This is a genomic window from Brevundimonas sp. T2-11 (assembly GCF_055397675.1).
The window spans coordinates 2,444,987-2,460,225 of the sequence record NZ_AP027920.1 but is presented as its reverse complement, the minus strand read 5'-3'; the positions used below and the strand labels follow the sequence as shown (position 1 = coordinate 2,460,225).

Here is a 15,239-nt window from a genome sequence, read left to right as displayed (position 1 = left end):
GGTCCCCCTCCCCATGAAATGGGGAGGAGAAGAAGATGACCGACAGTTTCAGGCCGGACGGGATCGACGCCGTCCCGGTCAAGGCGGCGGAGGCGGCGGCGGCGCTGGAGGCGCTGCGGGAGCCGGCGGAGCGGGCGGCGGCCTCGATCGAGGAGGCGTTCGGGCGGGCGGGGGAGAGTCTGACGCGGTCGCTGACGCGGGCGGCGGCGGACGGCGAGGTGACCCTGGCCGAACTGGCGCGGGCGGTGCTGAACGCCGTCAATGCGGCGGCGGGCTCGGGCCGAGGCGGCGGTCTGTCGGACGCGATCGCGGCGGTGATGAGCGGGTTTGGCGGGACGCGGGCCGAGGGCGGGCCGGTGCTGGGCGGCGGCGCCTATCTGGTCGGCGAGCGCGGGCCGGAGGTGTTTCGACCGGAGGCGCGGGCAGCATAGAGCCGATGGGCGGCGGTCACTCTGGAATGGGGGGCGTGACGGTCAATGTCAGCGTGGACGGCGGGGCGCAGGGCCTGTTGCGGTCCGAGGCGCAGATCGCGCGGATGCTGGCGCGGGCGACGGCCCTGGGCGCGCGAAGGATGTAGCGTGGCGGGATCAAGCAGCGAAGCGCCGTGCACTTTGCGGTAGCCCAAGAAAAGCGAGGCTCAAGCAGCGAGCCGCCGCGCGGGTCGCGTTAGCCTCTAAAGAAAAAAGGGCGCTCCGGAGAGCGCCCCTTGAACTTACTCGCCCTTGGGATTGGGGCCGAACTTGTTGTCGCCGCGCTGGCTGTCGGTGATGCCGATCCAGAGCAGGAAGCCCAGTCCGACCAGGCCCATGACGGCGAAGCCGCCCATCATGGAGCCGAGCATCGACAGGGCCACCGTGGGATCTTCGCTTTCGAAGGCCTGGGGGTTGGTGAAGATGGCGGTGCCCGCAGCGCCGATGATCATGATGAAGCCGATGACCATGGCGACATAGGGGATGACCGCGAACCAGCCGGTCTTGCCCATGTCGTGCAGACGTTTCACCGTGATGGCGATATTGGGCCAGATCATCACGATCGAGATCAGGGCGCCGATGATCGGGATCCAGCCGAGGACCAGGCCGGCGCCGAACAGGATCAGCCAGCTGATCCAGAAGTGCTGGCGGCGCAGGCGGCCGTTGAACGAGAACATGGCGCTGGCGAAGTCGTAGCCGCCGCCGGTGTCGCGGGCGACATAGGCCGAGCTGGCGGCCTGGCCGAAGGCGGCGGCGGGGTCGCCGGCGAGCACCATGATCTGGGTCGCCTCGAGGCCTTCCGGCACGAAGTCGACGCGCGCGCCGGTGCGGACGACGCCGCCGGCCTGGATGGCCGAACGGGCGAAGCCGTAACGGATGCTGTCGTCGCCGCTGATCAGGCCGGTGCCCGACACGTCGTCATAGCTGAGAATTTCACCGCGCACTCGGAAGTCTCCTGATTTGAACGGCCCCTGCCGCCTTGAGGCGAACATGACCGAGCGTCGGTTTCCAGACAACCCGAAGCGTGACCTTAGGTGCAGATTTTAAGAACGAATCTCAAATTGGGTCAGAAACGCCGCGGTGCGGGACCGTAGGCGTTCGGGTGGGGCTGGGACGGGATGCAGGCGACGACCAGCAGGAAGATTCCGCCGACATAGGGGACGAAGCTGATGAGGTAGAGCCAGCCCGACAGGCCGACGTCGTGCAGCCGCCGCACCGCCACGCTGATTCCGGCGGGGGCCAGCAACAGCATCCAGCCGAGGATGAGGATCATGGCCAACATGGTTCCGGCGGGCGGGCTGTCCTGATCGAGGCCCCCGAAAAGCGCCGTGAGCATGAAGACGGCGAACATGAAGCCCGTCATGCTCAGCCAGGCGAACAGGACGAAGGACCAGTATTCCAGACGGCGGGCGCGGCCCTCGCCGTCTACGTATTTCTGGCGGATGCAGCGGACGAAATAGGCCCACATGCCCAGGGGCGGCTCGCCGGGCGGGAAGCTGTCGGGCGTCAGTCCGCGCGTCTGAATAAGCAGGGGAATGATCTGGGCGGCGCGGTCGTCAAGCGGCATGAAGTCGACGCGCAGGCCGGGGACCGGCTGCTGGGATCCGCCCATGTCGCCGCGTGAAAAACGATAGCGCATCAGGTCGTCGCCGCTGATGAGCCCCTCGCCGCTGACGGCGTCGTAGCTGAGAATTTCACCGCGCATGCATGGCCCCCGACCCGCGGTCGGAGGGACCGCTTCCGGTCCTTGGACAGGGCGTCGCGGAAAAGCAAGAGAACGGGAGTCTTTGATGGCCTTTCACGAGGTGCGGCTGCCGGCGCGGCTGGCGTTCGGTTCGACCGGCGGGGTCGAACGGCGGACAGAGATCATGACCCTGGGGTCCGGGTTCGAGCGGCGCTCGACGCCCTGGGCCGAGGGGCGAAGGCGGTATCTGATCGGGGCGGGGCTGAGGTCGCTGGACGACATGGCGGCGCTGACGGCCTTTTTCGAGGCGCGGCGCGGGCGGCTGTACGGCTTCCGGTTCCGCGACTTCGCCGACTTCAAGAGCTGCGCTCCGGGCGCGGCGGTCGCCGCGACGGACCAGGGGATCGGGACGGGCGACGGGGCGCGACGCGGTTTTGGCCTGAGCAAGACCTATGGCGACCACGAGCGACGAATCAGGAAGCCGGTTGAAGGCTCGGTGCGGGTCGCGGTCGGGGGCGTGGAGACGACGGGGTTTGAGGTCGATCACGCGACGGGCGAGGTGACGCTGGCGACGGCGCCGGCCTCGGGCGCGGCGGTGACGGCGGGCTTTATGTTCGACACGCCGGTGCGGTTCGACGCCGACCGGATCGAGGTGACGCTGGAGAGTTTCGGCGCCGGAAGGATGGTCGCCATGCCGCTGATCGAGGTGCGGGTCTAGGCATGCGCGACATACCGGAGGAACTGGTCGCCCGCATCGAGAGCGGGGCGGCGACGCTGTGCCATGCCTGGGTGCTGAGGCGGACGGACGGGGCGGCGATGGGCTTCACCGATCATGATCGGGACCTGACGATCGAGGGCGTGGTTTGCCGCGCCGGCAGCGGATGGACGGCGGGGGCGGGCGAGGGCGAGGCGGGGCTGGCGGCGGGCGGGTTGTCGGCGTCCGGCGGGCTGGACGACGAGGCGATCACCGAGGGGGATGTGGCGGCAGGCCTCTACGACGGGGCGCGGGTGGAGCTGTGGCGCGTGGACTGGGCGCGGCCGGACCTGGCGGTGCGGCTGTGGGCCGGGGCGCTGGCGCGGATCCGGCGCGAGAATGGAGCCTTCATCGCCGATCTGGATGGGCCGATGGCGGCGTTGGAGCGGGTGGTGGGGCGGACCTATGGCCGAACCTGTGATGCGGTTTTCGGCGACGGGCGCTGTGGTCTGGGCGCGGCGGAGATCGCGGGGCGGCGCTGCGACAAGCGGTGGGCGACCTGTGCGGGCGTGTTCGGCAACGGCGTCAACTTCCAGGGCTTTCCCGACATTCCGGGCGACGACTTCCTGACGGCGCGACCGGCGGGGGGCGGACGCAATGACGGCGGGAGCCGGCGATGAGGGGCTTTGAAGCCATCCTCCCCTGTCGCGAGGCGACGGGGGAGGGGGACCATGCGCAGCATGGTGGAGGGGGCGAGGTCGGGCAGGGCGGTTTGGAGATGAAGCGGATGTGTCCGCCCCCTCCACCGCTTCGCGGTCCCCCTCCCCCGCAGGGCGGGGGAGGATTGAGTGACGCGGTCCTGGCCGCCGCGCGCGGCTGGCTGGGGACGCCCTATCGGCATCAGGCGAGCGTGAGGGGCGAGGGGACGGACTGTCTGGGCCTGGTGCGCGGGGTGTGGCGCGAGGTGGTGGGCGAGGAGCCGGAGGCGCCGCCCGCCTATCGCGCAGACTGGGCCGAGGTCGGGGGCGAGGAGGCGTTGCTGAAGGCGGCGAGGCGGCTGCTGGTCGAGGTTCCGCCGACGATGGCGCGGGCGGGCGACGTGCTGCTGTTCCGCATGAGCGCGGGGTGTCCGGTCAAACACTGCGCCATCCTGAGCGCGGATGACGGGCCGGAGTGGAGGATGATCCACGCCTATTGGGGACGGTCGGTGGTCGAGAGCTGGATGGGGCCGTGGTGGCGGCGAAGACTGGTCGCGGCCTTCCGCTGGCCGGCGATGAAGGAGAACTGAATGGCGCAGGTGGTTCTGACGGCGGTCGGCGGGTCCATCGGCGGGCCGGTCGGCGCCTTTATCGGGGCGACCATCGGGCGGGCCATCGACAGTCGCGTGATCGCCAGCCTGTCGCCGGCGCGGCAGAGGGGGCCGAGGCTTGAGGCGCTGAACCTGCAGTCGTCGGCGGACGGAGCGCCGATGGCCTGTGTGTTCGGTCGGGCGCGCGTGACGGGTCAGGTGATCTGGGCCGCGCGGTTTCTGGAGACGAAGCACAAGCGGTCAGGCGGCAAGGGCGGGCAGAAGACGGTCGAGTACGACTATTCGCTGAGCTTCGCCGTGGCCTTGGGCGAAGACGTCATCGACGGGGTGGGACGGGTCTGGGCCGACGGCCAGCCGCTGGACCTGACCGGGGTGACGATGCGGGTGCATCGGGGGACGGCGGATCAGACGCCGGACCCGCTGATCGAGGCGGTGGAGGGGGCGGCGTCGGCCTTTCGGGGCACGGCCTATGTGGTGTTCGAAGACCTGCCGTTGGGGCCGTTCGGCAATCGGCCGCCGCAGCTGGCGTTCGAGGTGTTTCGTCGGCCGAAGGGCGTGGAGCGACGGCTGGAGGATCGGCTGGAGGGGGTCTGTCTGATCCCCGGGGCGGGGGAGTTCTGTCTGGCGACTGAGGCGGTGATGCGCCGCGAAGGGCTGACCAAGAGCACGCCCGAGAACGTCAACAACGCCGAGGGGCGGGCGGACATCGAGGTGTCGCTGGATCAGCTGACGGCCCAGGCGCCGAACCTGAAGCGGGTCAGCCTGATCATCGGCTGGTTCGGCGACGATCTGAGGGCGGGGCATTGCCGCATTCGGCCGGGGGTGGATCGCCGCGACAAGGTGACGGCGCCGATGCGCTGGAGCGTCGCGGGGCTGGAGCGGGATGAGGCGCACCTGGTGTCGCAGGTCGATGGCGGACCGGCCTATGGCGGGACTCCGTCCGACGAGAGCGTGCGTCAGGCCATACGCAGTCTGAAGGCGCGCGGGCTGGAGGTGACCCTGTATCCCTTCGTCTTCATGGACTGCGCGGGCTATCCGTGGCGCGGGCGCGTGGCGGGAACGGACGGCGCGGGGGCGGCGGGCGAGGTGGCCGCCCTGTTCGGGACGGCGAGCGGCTGGGGGCTGAGGCGGCTGGCGCTGCACTATGCGCGGATGGCGGCGGAGGAGGGGGCGGATGGCCTGCTGATCGGGTCGGAGATGCGGGGGCTGACGGGGACGCGCGATGCGGGCGGGGGCTTTCCGGCCGTGGCGCAGTTCCGGGCGCTGGCGGCGGAATGTCGGGCCATTGTCGGGGCGGGGGTGAAGCTGAGCTACGCCGCTGACTGGTCCGAGTATTTCGGGCTCCACAAGGACGGCGAGGTCCGGTTCCATCTGGACCCTCTGTGGGCTGATCCGAACGTGGATTACGTCGGCATCGACTGGTATCCGCCGCTGGGCGACTGGCGCGCCGGGGACGGCGGGCTGGATGCGGCGGCTTATGAAGGGGCGGCGGACCCGGCCTATCTGGCGATGCAGGTCGCGGGCGGCGAGAACTATGACTGGTATTATGCGAGCGCCGAGGATCGGGCGGCGCAGGTGCGCACGCTGATCGTGGACGGGGCGCACGGGGAGGACTGGCTGTATCGGGCCAAGGACCTGAAGGGCTGGTGGTCGAACGCTCACCATGAGCGGGCCGCGGGCGTGCGGTCGGCGACGCCGACGGCCTGGGTCCCCATGATGAAGCCGATCCGGTTGACCGAGTTCGGCTGTGCGGCGGTGGACCGGGGCGGCAATGCGCCCAACCTGTTCCAGGACCCCAAGAGTTCGGAAAACGCCCTGCCGCCGTTTTCGACGGGAGCGCGCGACGACCGGATGCAGCGGCGGGCGCTGGAGGCGGTGCTGACGCATTTTGAGGATGGGCAGAACAATCCGGTGTCGAGCGTCTATGGCGAGCGGATGGTCGAGGGGGCGGACGCCTGGTGCTGGGATGCGCGGCCGTTTCCGGCCTTTCCGGCGCGGGGCGAGGTCTGGGCCGACGCCGGGGCGTGGCGGGCCGGGCACTGGCTGAACGGGCGGATGGGCGGCGAGGCGGCGGATCTTGTCGCGGCGGTCCTGAAACGCGGGGGGCTGGAAGACGAAGCGTTCGAGGTCGGGGCGCTGGACGGCGAGATCGCCGGCTATGTGATCGACCGGCCGATGCGGACGCGCGACGCGCTGGAGCCGCTGCTGGCGGGGCTGGGCGCGACGGCGGCCGAGCGCGGCGGGCGTATCGGGGTGCTGGGCGAGGCCGCGACGGGGATGACGCTGACGGCGGAGGCGATGGCCTTGCCCGACGAGGGGGCGAGCGTCACGGCGGATCGCTCGCTGGAGCCGAGGCCGGGCGCGGCGCGGGTGCGCTTCATCGACGAGGCGGCGGACTATCAGACCGGATCGGTGGTGGTGCGCGGCGCGGGCGACGGCGGGGGCGTCGATCTGGAGCTGCCGGCGGTGTGCGGCGCGGGCGTGGCCGGGGCGCTGGCGCGACGGACCCTGGCGGCGACCGGGGGCGAGGCGGATCGGCTGACGGTGAGGCTGGGGCCGCTGGAGGCCTTGCGGCTGGAGCCGGGCGAGGTGGTTCAGGTCGAGGGGCGTGCGGGCGACTGGCGCGTGACGCGGCTGGACGTGGACGAGCAGCCGTCGGCGGTTCTGGCGCCGGTGGTGATTGTGCGGGCGGACGAGGCGCCGACGGACTGGCGGCCGGGAGATGGTCCGACGGTGGTCGGGGCGCCCTTCCTGCGGTTGCTGGACCTGCCGCCCTTGCCGGGGGCTGAGGGCGACGGGCGGCCCGTCGTGGCGGTCGCGGCCGATCCATGGACGCCGATGGCGGTGCATGGGGGCGCGTGCACCGACGTCCTGACGCCGCGCGCGACGGTGGAGCGACCGACGACGATCGGGGTGCTGACCGAGGCGGTCGGGCGCGGGGTGGTCGGGCGCTGGGACGAGGCGAACGTGTTGATGGTGCGCGTCGAGGGACGGGCGCCGCAGAGCCTGACGGCGGGGGCGGTGCTGGACGGCGGCAATGCGCTGGCGGTCGAGACGGCCGCGGGCTGGGAGGTGGTGCAGTATCGGCGGGCGGACCTGGTCGGCGGCGAGGTCTGGCGGCTGAGCGGTCTGTTGCGCGGGCAGCAGGGCAGCGAGGCGGCGACGGCGGCGGGGGCCGTGGTCGGGGCGGTCGTGGTGTTTCTGGAACGCGACATGACGAGGGCGGAGGTCGCGGCGGGAGAGCGGGGGCTGCCGCGCGTCTGGCGGGCCGGACCGGTCGGCGCGCCGCCGGGCGGAAACGGGTTTTCGCAGCTCGATTTCGTATGGAACGGGCGCGCGGGGCGACCCTGGCGACCGGCGCATCTGCGTGTCGTGGTCGAGGGCGGAGGGCGTCGGTTGTCGTGGACGCCGCGCGTGCGGGTGAACGGCGAGGGCTGGGAGGGGCAACCGGTCGAGGTCGATCCGCGCCGGTTCCGGGTGCGGGTGCTGGACGGCGCGGTCGAGAAGCGGGTCCGGGAGGTCGAGGGCGTAGAGGCGGTCTATGCGGCAGGGGATCTGGCGACGGACTGGCCGGGCGGGGTCAGCGGCGACGCGCGGGTCGCGGTCGCGCAATGGGGCGAGGGGTATGGCTGGGGGGACGAGGCGGTCGCGCCTTTGCTCTAAACCACGTCTGCCCCTTCCAGCGGGGGGGCGCATGGCTTAACTGACGCTCTGTCTTTTCTGATCTCGGAGCAAACTCGACGTGGCTGGCGATCCCTACAAGGAACTGGGCGTTTCCAAGGGCGCGAGCGCGGACGAGATCAAGAAGGCGTTCCGCAAGCTGGCCAAGGAGCTGCACCCGGACAAGAACCCGGGCGACAAGGCCGCCGAGGAGCGATTCAAGCGCATCACCGCCGCCTTCGATCTGCTGGGCGACGCCGAGAAGCGGGGCAAGTACGACCGGGGCGAGATCGACTCGGACGGACGCGAGCAGTTTCGCGGCTTCGGCGGCGGTCATCCGGGCGGCGGCGGACGCCAGGGCGGTTTTGGCGGCTTCGGCGGTTCGGGCGGACGCGGCGGGTTCGAGGACATCGACCTGGAGGAGCTGTTCGGCGCCTTCGGCGGCGGCGGGCGCGCCAAGAGCGGCTTTGGCGGCGGGTTCGGCGGCAAGGGCCAGGACGTGCGCGCCACGCTGGACGTCAGCCTGGAGGACGCCATCGCCGGGACGACGCGCCGCATCCAGTTCTCGGACGGACGCATGCTGGACGTGGCCATTCCCAAGGGGGCGTCCGACGGCCAGGTGATCCGCCTGAAGGGCCAGGGCGCGCCGGGACGCGGCGGTCAGGCGGGCGACGCCCTGATCGAGCTGAAGATCGCGCCGCACCCGGTGTTCAAGCGCGACGGGGCGGATTTGACGATGGATCTGCCGGTGTCGGTTCCCGATGCGGTGCTGGGCGGCAAGATCCAGGTGCCGACGCCCGAGGGCGCGGTGATGATGACCATCCCCAAGGGCTCGAACAGCGGCAAGGTGCTGCGGCTGAAAGGGCGCGGCGCCTATGCCGGCGGCAAGCGCGGCGATCTGCTGGCGAAGCTGGCGGTGACCCTGCCGGAAACCCCGGACGACGAACTGATCCGCTTCGCGACCGAATGGCGCGACAAGCGCCCCTACAAGCCCGGACGCTGATTTCCGACTTTTCTGTTTCTCCTCCCCAAGGAACGACGACGCCATGATCGCCAAGCCTGACGCCAAGCCTGCTCGCCCGTGGTTCTCCGCCGGTCCGACGGCCAAGCGTCCGGGGTGGTCGCTGGCGGGGTTGCCGACCAATCTGCTGGGACGCGGCATCCGCGCGCCGGAGGTGGTGGAGCGGTTCGCCTATGGGCTGCAACTGACGCGCGAGGTGCTGAGCCCGCCTGAGGACTATGTGCTGCTCTATACGCCGGGGTCGGACACGGGCGCGGTCGAGGCGGCGCTGTGGGGGATGCTGGGCGAGCGGCCGGTGCAGGTCGTGGCCTATGAGAACTTCGGTCAGGTCTGGGCGACCGACGTGCGCGACCACCTGAAGCTGGAGCCGGAGGTGCTGACGGCGCCCTGGGGCGAACTGCCGGACATGACGCAGGTCGATCCGAAGAAGGACGTGGTCTTCCCCTGGAACGGCACGACTTCGGGCGTGCGGGTGGATAACGTTGACTGGATTTCCGACGACCGCGAGGGGCTGACCATCTGCGACGCGACCTCGGCGGCGTTCGCCATGGACCTGCCGTGGGACAAGCTGGATGTGACCACCTTCAGCTTCCAGAAGGCGCTGGGCGGCGAGGCGGGCATCGGGGTCATGGTGCTGTCGCCGCGCGCCGTGGCGCGGCTGGACGCCTATCGGCCCGTGCGGTCGATCCCCAAGGTGCTGCGCCTGACGGACAAGAAGGGCTTTGACCGGACGCTGGCGGACGGGGTGGTCATCAACACCTATTCGATCCTGACCATCGAGGACTGGATCGACGCTCTGGAGTGGGCGAAGGGCGCGGGCGGCTTGCCTGAGCTGGTCCGGCGCACGGAGCGGAATTACGCGGCGCTGGCGGAATGGGTGGAGCGGACGGACTGGATCGCCTTCCTGCCCGATCGGCCCGAAATCCGCTCGACCACCTCGGTCTGCCTGAAGTTCGTCGATCCGCGCATCGCGGCGATGGACGAGGCGGGCCAGAAGGCCTTTGTGAAGCGGTTCAAGGCCCTGCTGGAAGACGAAGGGGCGGTGTTCGACATGGAGCCGCACCGCTATGCGCCGCCGGGCCTGCGCCTGTGGTGCGGCTGCACCGTCGAGACGGCGGATGTTGTGGCCGCGACGCCGTGGCTGGAATGGGCGTTCCAGACGGCGGTAGGCGAACTGGCCGGATAATTCTTCTCCGTCGGGGCGACTCCGGACGATTCAGGGGTTATAGGCTCCCACCGCATTCTGGATTGCGGAGAAATGGTCTTGGCTAACGTCGCAGTGGTCGGCGCCCAATGGGGCGACGAGGGCAAGGGCAAGATTGTGGACTGGCTGTCCAATCGCGCCGACATGGTGGTGCGCTTCCAGGGCGGCCACAACGCGGGCCATACCCTGGTCGTCGACGGCAAGGTCTACAAGCTGGCGCTGCTGCCGTCGGGCGTGGTGCAGGGCAAGCCCTCGATCATCGGCAACGGCGTGGTGGTGGACCCCTGGCACCTGGTAGGCGAGATCGAGAAGATCCAGGCCCAGGGCGTGGCCATCACCCCCGACATCCTGACCATCGCCGACAACGCCTGCCTGATCCTGCCGATCCATCCGGCCCTGGACGTGGCGCGCGAGGCCGCCGCCAGCGCGCCGGGCGCCAAGATCGGCACGACCGGTCGCGGCATCGGGCCGGCCTATGAGGACAAGGTGGGCCGTCGCGCCATCCGGGTCTGCGATCTGGCCAATGAAGACGACCTGAAGATCAAGATCGACCGTCTGCGCTCGCACCACGATCCGCTGCGCGCGGGTCTGGGGCTGGAGCCGATCGATCCGGCGGCCCTGCTGGCGCAACTGCTGGAGATCGCGCCGAAGATCCTGCCCTATGTGAAGCCGGCCTGGCGCGTGCTGGACCAAGCCCAGAAAGAGGGCAAGCGGGTGCTGTTCGAGGGGGCGCAGGGCGCCTTCCTGGACGTGGATCACGGCACCTATCCCTATGTGACGTCGTCCAACACCGTGGCCGGTCAGGCTGCGGCGGGTTCGGGCATCGGGCCGCGCGGCGTCGGCTATGTGCTGGGCATTGTGAAGGCCTATACGACCCGCGTCGGCGAAGGCCCGTTCGCCTGCGAACTGAATGACGAGGTCGGCGAGCATCTGGCCACGGTCGGCCGCGAGGTCGGGGTGAATACGGGCCGGGCGCGTCGCTGCGGCTGGTTCGACGCGGTTCTGGTGCGTCAGTCGGTGGCGATCAACGGCATCGACGGCATCGCCCTGACCAAGCTGGACGTGCTGGACGGGCTGAAGACGCTGAAGATCTGCGTCGGCTATCGCATCAACGGCGAGGTGCTGGATTACCTGCCGTCGAGCCTGAAGGACCAGGCCTCGGCCGAGCCGGTGTTCGAGGAGCTGGAAGGCTGGACCGAGAGCACGGGCGGCGTGCGGACCTTCAAGGACCTGAACGCCCATGCCCTGAAGTACGTGCGCCGGATCGAGGAGCTGATCGGCGCGCCGGTGGCCCTGCTGTCGACCAGCCCCGAGCGGGACGACACCATTTTGATGCGCGACCCGTTCCAGGGTTAAGATCCGGGTCGAGGGGCTGCGTCCCGAAAAGGGAAACGGCCCCTTAACTCCCTGAGTTTACGTTTCCGGTTCCAGTATGGAGCCGAGCCGTGTTCGCTTTAGACGCCAAGACGATGCAGAGGATCGCCCCGGTCGTGCGCCGGGTGCTGATCGTCGATCCCAATCCCGCCGCCGCGCGCCTGTTGTCGGACCTGCTCAAGGGTTTCGGATCGCGCGATGTCGCGGTCGAGGGCGACGAGGCGCGTGTGATCGATCTGGCGCGCGAGATGGAGCCGGGTCTGATCCTGACCGAGCGGACCGGGCCGAAGCTGGACGGCGAGGCCCTGGTGCGGCGTATCCGCCGGTCCAGCCTGTCTTGCCGCCGCGTGCCGATCATCATGGTCACCGCCGAGGCCACCGCCAGCAGCATCAAGGGCGCGCGGGATTCCGGCGTGCACGAGTTTCTGAGGAAGCCGTTCACGAGCGGCGACCTGTTCCGCCGGGTCGAGAACCTGGCCACCAAGCCGCGCGACTGGGTCGAGGCGGTGGGCTATATCGGGCCGGATCGCCGCCGCTTCAACTCCGATGATTACGCCGGGCCGGGCAAGCGCAAGGCGGACAAGCCGGCGTCGGCGGCGGAGGCCGTGGTGGCGGTCAAGGACCAGGCCATGCGGATCCTGGCTTCGGCCATGGCGCAGTTCGACAGCGATCCCATGCAGGCGGTGCGCGCCATCAAGCAGCAGGCCGAGACCTTGAAGGCCCTGGCGATCAAGACGGGCGACGCCTCGCTGGCCATTGCGGCCGCGGGACTGGAGACGAACCTGGCGGCTGGCGTGCCGACCAAGGCGACCCTGGCCGGGCCGGTGGGGGCCGTGCTGGCGCTGGCCTCGCCCGAGAGCCTGTCTCGGGCGGGCTAGGACTTCCTTCTCCCTCAAGGGGAGAAGGGGTTTCAGGCGTCGACCAGGTTCCGCTCTTCAGCGGCGGCGCGCATGGCCTTTTGCAGCTTCTCGAAGGCGCGGACCTCGATCTGACGCACGCGCTCGCGCGACACGCCATACTGGCCGGCGAGTTCTTCCAGGGTGACCGGATCGTCCTTGAGGCGGCGCTCCGTGAGGATGTGCTTCTCGCGGTCCGTCAGCTCCTGCATGGCTTCTTCAAGCAGGCTCATGCGGATGGATTTTTCCTCGGAGTCGGCCAGGGCCGTCTCCTGTGACACCGCATTGTCGTCGGCCAGCCAGTCCTGCCACTCGCTTTCGCCGTCGGCGCGCAGGGGCGCGTTCAGCGAGGCGTCCCCGCCGAGACGGCGGTTCATGTCGGTCACGTCCTGTTCGGTGACGCCCAGCTTGGTGGCGATGGCCGACAGGTGTTCCGGATGCAGGTCGCCTTCCTCGAAGGCCGAGATCTGGCTCTTGGCCTTGCGCAGGTTGAAGAAGAGCTTCTTCTGCGCGGCGGTGGTGCCCATCTTCACGAGCGACCAGGAACGCAGGATGTATTCCTGAATGGACGCGCGAATCCACCACATGGCGTAGGTGGCCAGGCGGAAGCCCTTGTCGGGATCGAATTTCTTCACGGCCTGCATCAGGCCGACGTTGCCCTCTGAGATCACTTCGCCGATCGGCAGGCCGTAGCCGCGATACCCCATGGCGATCTTGGCCACGAGACGAAGGTGAGAGGTGACGAGGCGGTGGGCCGCTTCGGGGTCCTGATGCTCGCTCCAGCGCTTGGCGAGCATGAACTCCTCGTCCTTGGTGAGCATCGGAAACTTGCGGATTTCCGTGAGATAGCGCGACAGTCCCTGTTCAGGCGACATCACCGCGAGTGTCGAGTTAGCCATGAGACGTGGTCCCTCCGACCGAAAGCAAAGAGCAGGCGCCGCGGCCATGACCACATGCGTGCGCCATCGCCTCACCCCTCAACCGATCCAGATGGGTATGGGTTGCCGCCTTGTGTAGGGGCGGATCGTCACACGAAGACGTGACTGTGGCTCCCAAGCCACCCGTTTCGGGTGAAGGCTTATTAGCACAGTGTGTGTTGCGGATCAAATTCTGCGCGGCGACGCGTCAGAGTTCGGTCAGCAGGGCCTCCAGCCGCCGCATGTCCTCGGGCGGGGGGGTCTCGAAACGCAGGGCTTCTCCCGTCACTGGGTGGACGAAGCCGAGGACGGCGGCGTGCAGGGCCTGGCGGGTCAGACCGGCCTCGGCGATAGCGGTGCGGACCGGCGTGGCGGGGCTGCCAGAGCCATAGACGGGGTCGCCGAGCAGGGGCGAGCCTTTCGAGGCCATGTGGACACGGATCTGGTGGGTGCGGCCGGTGTGCAGGGTGCAGGCGACGCGGGCGGCCATGGGGGCGCCGGAGGCCTTGGCGGGCTGGCCGAAGGTGCGCTGGACCACATAGTCGGTGACGGCCTCGCGCCCGCCGCCCTTGAGCACGGCCATCTTCTTGCGGTCGTGCGGCGAGCGGCCGATCAGGGTCTGGATGCGGCCCTTTTCCGGCGTGGGGGCGCCGCGCGTCAGGGCGATGTAGGTGCGCTCGATGTCGTGGGTCGCGAACAGGGCGGACAGGCCCTGGTGGGCGCGGTCGGTCTTGGCGGCGACCATGACGCCCGAGGTGTCCTTGTCCAGGCGGTGGACGATGCCGGGGCGGGCCACGCCGCCGATGCCCGACAGGCTGTCGCCGCAGTGGGCCAGAAGGGCGTTGACCAGGGTGCCGGTCTCGCAACCCGGCGCCGGGTGGGCGGCCATGCCGGGCGCCTTGTCGATGACGATCAGGTCGGCGTCCTCGAACAGGACGGTCAGGGGGATAGCCTCGGGCAGGGGCGTGGCCGGGGCGACGGGCGGCAGGACGACGGCGTAGAGGCCGGCCTGGGCCTTGGCCGAGCCGCTGCTGATCGGCTGGCCGTCGCGGGTGACGGCGCCCTCGGCCAGCAGGGCCTGCAGCCGGGCGCGCGACAGGGACGGGAAGGCGGCGGCGAGGGCCTTGTCCAGACGGACGCCGGGCGCGTCGATCCGCGCCTCGAGCATTTCCGCATCGTCGTCTTCCGTCAGCAAAGGTTCATCGGCCATAGGGCGAAATAGCATGGCTTGCGGGACGAGGCCTCATCTGTCCTTGGCCGCAGCTTGAAACGCCCCGGAGAGGACGAAAATGAAGCTTCTGATCGCCGCCGCCATCGCCGCAACGGGCGTGGTCCTGCTGTCCGGTTGCGCCACCATGAGCGAGGACCAGTGCCTGGTCGGCGACTGGGGCGGGCAGGGCTGGCGCGACGGGGCCGCCGGACGTCAGACCAGCCGTCTGGACGACCACGCCAAGGCCTGCGCCAAGTATGGCGTGGCGCCCAACATGAGCGCCTATCTGGCGTCGCGCGAGGATGGACTGAGGACCTATTGCACCTGGGAGAACGGCTTCCGGCAGGGGCGGCAGGGAAACAGCTACGGCGGGGTGTGCGCCCCGGCCGAGGAGCGCGACTTCCTGCCAGCCTATCAGGACGGGCGACAAATCTACGTTGTCGAACAGGCGGTGTCCTCGGCGGAAAGCGCGCTGAACTCGGCCATCAGCCGTATCAATGACCGCGAAGACAAGCTGGAGGCCAAGCAGCGCGAGTTGCGGCAGGACGGGTTGACCGACGAGCAGCGCCAACGCATTCGCGAGCGTATCCGTGAGGTGCGGGGCGAGCTTCAGGACGCGCGCCGCGACGCGCGTCGGGCCGAGGAGGAGTTGCGCTACGCCGAGATCGAGGCGCGGGCCGTGGTCGGCGCCATCGGCGGTCGGTACGGGGTGTGGTGAGATACGTCGCCCTCTCCCGGCGGGAGAGGGCTTGAGCCTCGGAGAGCCAAGGGCGATCCGCAAGGCGAAAGGGTGAGGGGCT

General features: G+C 69.7%; 13 protein-coding genes and 1 pseudogene. 10 read left to right on the top strand and 4 right to left on the bottom strand.

Features of this window, described 5'->3' with window-relative positions; translation table 11 throughout:
- Nucleotides 1-35 precede the first annotated feature (35 nt).
- Nucleotides 36-577 (top strand): annotated as a pseudogene (locus ACZ5XO_RS12015) (phage tail tape measure protein).
- 135 nt (nt 578-712) lie between these two features.
- Here the strand turns inward: ACZ5XO_RS12015 and ACZ5XO_RS12010 are convergent.
- Together ACZ5XO_RS12010 and ACZ5XO_RS12005 are read right to left on the bottom strand one after the other, a co-directional pair.
- Entirely contained in the window at nt 713-1,414 is a 702-nt protein-coding gene (locus ACZ5XO_RS12010; protein WP_464162571.1) for a DUF805 domain-containing protein, read from the bottom strand.
- A 122-nt stretch (nt 1,415-1,536) separates the two neighbouring features.
- On the bottom strand, nt 1,537-2,175 hold the full coding sequence (locus tag ACZ5XO_RS12005; protein WP_464162570.1) for a DUF805 domain-containing protein: 639 nt from the start codon (nt 2,173-2,175) through the stop codon (nt 1,537-1,539).
- Nucleotides 2,176-2,260: 85 nt separating this feature from the next.
- Between ACZ5XO_RS12005 and ACZ5XO_RS12000 the strand changes: the two genes are divergently transcribed.
- From ACZ5XO_RS12000 to ACZ5XO_RS11965, 8 genes are all read left to right on the top strand, one after another.
- Nucleotides 2,261-2,872 carry a phage distal tail protein, Rcc01695 family gene (locus ACZ5XO_RS12000; RefSeq protein ID WP_464162569.1) on the top strand — a complete coding sequence of 204 codons (612 nt, stop codon included), beginning with the start codon at nt 2,261-2,263 and terminating at the stop codon, nt 2,870-2,872.
- A gap of 2 nt (nt 2,873-2,874) precedes the next feature.
- Nucleotides 2,875-3,528 (top strand): baseplate hub domain-containing protein, encoded by a 654-nt coding sequence (locus tag ACZ5XO_RS11995; RefSeq protein ID WP_464162568.1) that lies wholly within the window; start codon nt 2,875-2,877, stop codon nt 3,526-3,528.
- A gap of 164 nt (nt 3,529-3,692) precedes the next feature.
- Entirely contained in the window at nt 3,693-4,136 is a 444-nt protein-coding gene (locus ACZ5XO_RS11990; protein ID WP_464162567.1) for an NlpC/P60 family protein, read from the top strand.
- The gene (locus tag ACZ5XO_RS11985) at nt 4,137-7,820 is read left to right on the top strand and encodes a baseplate multidomain protein megatron (RefSeq protein ID WP_464162566.1); all 3,684 of its coding nucleotides are present in this window, start codon (nt 4,137-4,139) and stop codon (nt 7,818-7,820) included.
- A gap of 79 nt (nt 7,821-7,899) precedes the next feature.
- Nucleotides 7,900-8,820 (top strand): DnaJ C-terminal domain-containing protein, encoded by a 921-nt coding sequence (locus tag ACZ5XO_RS11980; protein WP_464162565.1) that lies wholly within the window; start codon nt 7,900-7,902, stop codon nt 8,818-8,820.
- Between the two features lie 43 nt (nt 8,821-8,863).
- Nucleotides 8,864-10,024: a phosphoserine transaminase gene (locus ACZ5XO_RS11975; protein WP_464162564.1), complete on the top strand. Its 1,161-nt coding sequence runs from the start codon at nt 8,864-8,866 to the stop codon at nt 10,022-10,024.
- A 78-nt stretch (nt 10,025-10,102) separates the two neighbouring features.
- Nucleotides 10,103-11,398, top strand: coding sequence for an adenylosuccinate synthase (locus tag ACZ5XO_RS11970; RefSeq protein ID WP_464162563.1), 1,296 nt, complete (start codon nt 10,103-10,105; stop codon nt 11,396-11,398).
- An 89-nt stretch (nt 11,399-11,487) separates the two neighbouring features.
- The gene (locus ACZ5XO_RS11965; RefSeq protein WP_464162562.1) at nt 11,488-12,294 is read left to right on the top strand and encodes a response regulator; all 807 of its coding nucleotides are present in this window, start codon (nt 11,488-11,490) and stop codon (nt 12,292-12,294) included.
- A gap of 32 nt (nt 12,295-12,326) precedes the next feature.
- On the opposite strand, the gene rpoH is transcribed toward ACZ5XO_RS11965, so the two are convergent.
- On the bottom strand, nt 12,327-13,211 hold the full coding sequence (gene rpoH / locus ACZ5XO_RS11960; RefSeq protein ID WP_464162561.1) for an RNA polymerase sigma factor RpoH: 885 nt from the start codon (nt 13,209-13,211) through the stop codon (nt 12,327-12,329).
- A gap of 226 nt (nt 13,212-13,437) precedes the next feature.
- Nucleotides 13,438-14,439 carry an RluA family pseudouridine synthase gene (locus ACZ5XO_RS11955; protein ID WP_464162560.1) on the bottom strand — a complete coding sequence of 334 codons (1,002 nt, stop codon included), beginning with the start codon at nt 14,437-14,439 and terminating at the stop codon, nt 13,438-13,440.
- A gap of 79 nt (nt 14,440-14,518) precedes the next feature.
- Here ACZ5XO_RS11955 and ACZ5XO_RS11950 point away from each other — a divergent pair, with 79 nt between their 5' ends.
- Nucleotides 14,519-15,157, top strand: a complete 639-nt coding sequence (locus ACZ5XO_RS11950) for a DUF2799 domain-containing protein (RefSeq protein WP_464162559.1) — start codon at nt 14,519-14,521, stop codon at nt 15,155-15,157.
- The last annotated feature ends 82 nt before the right edge of the window (nt 15,158-15,239 follow it).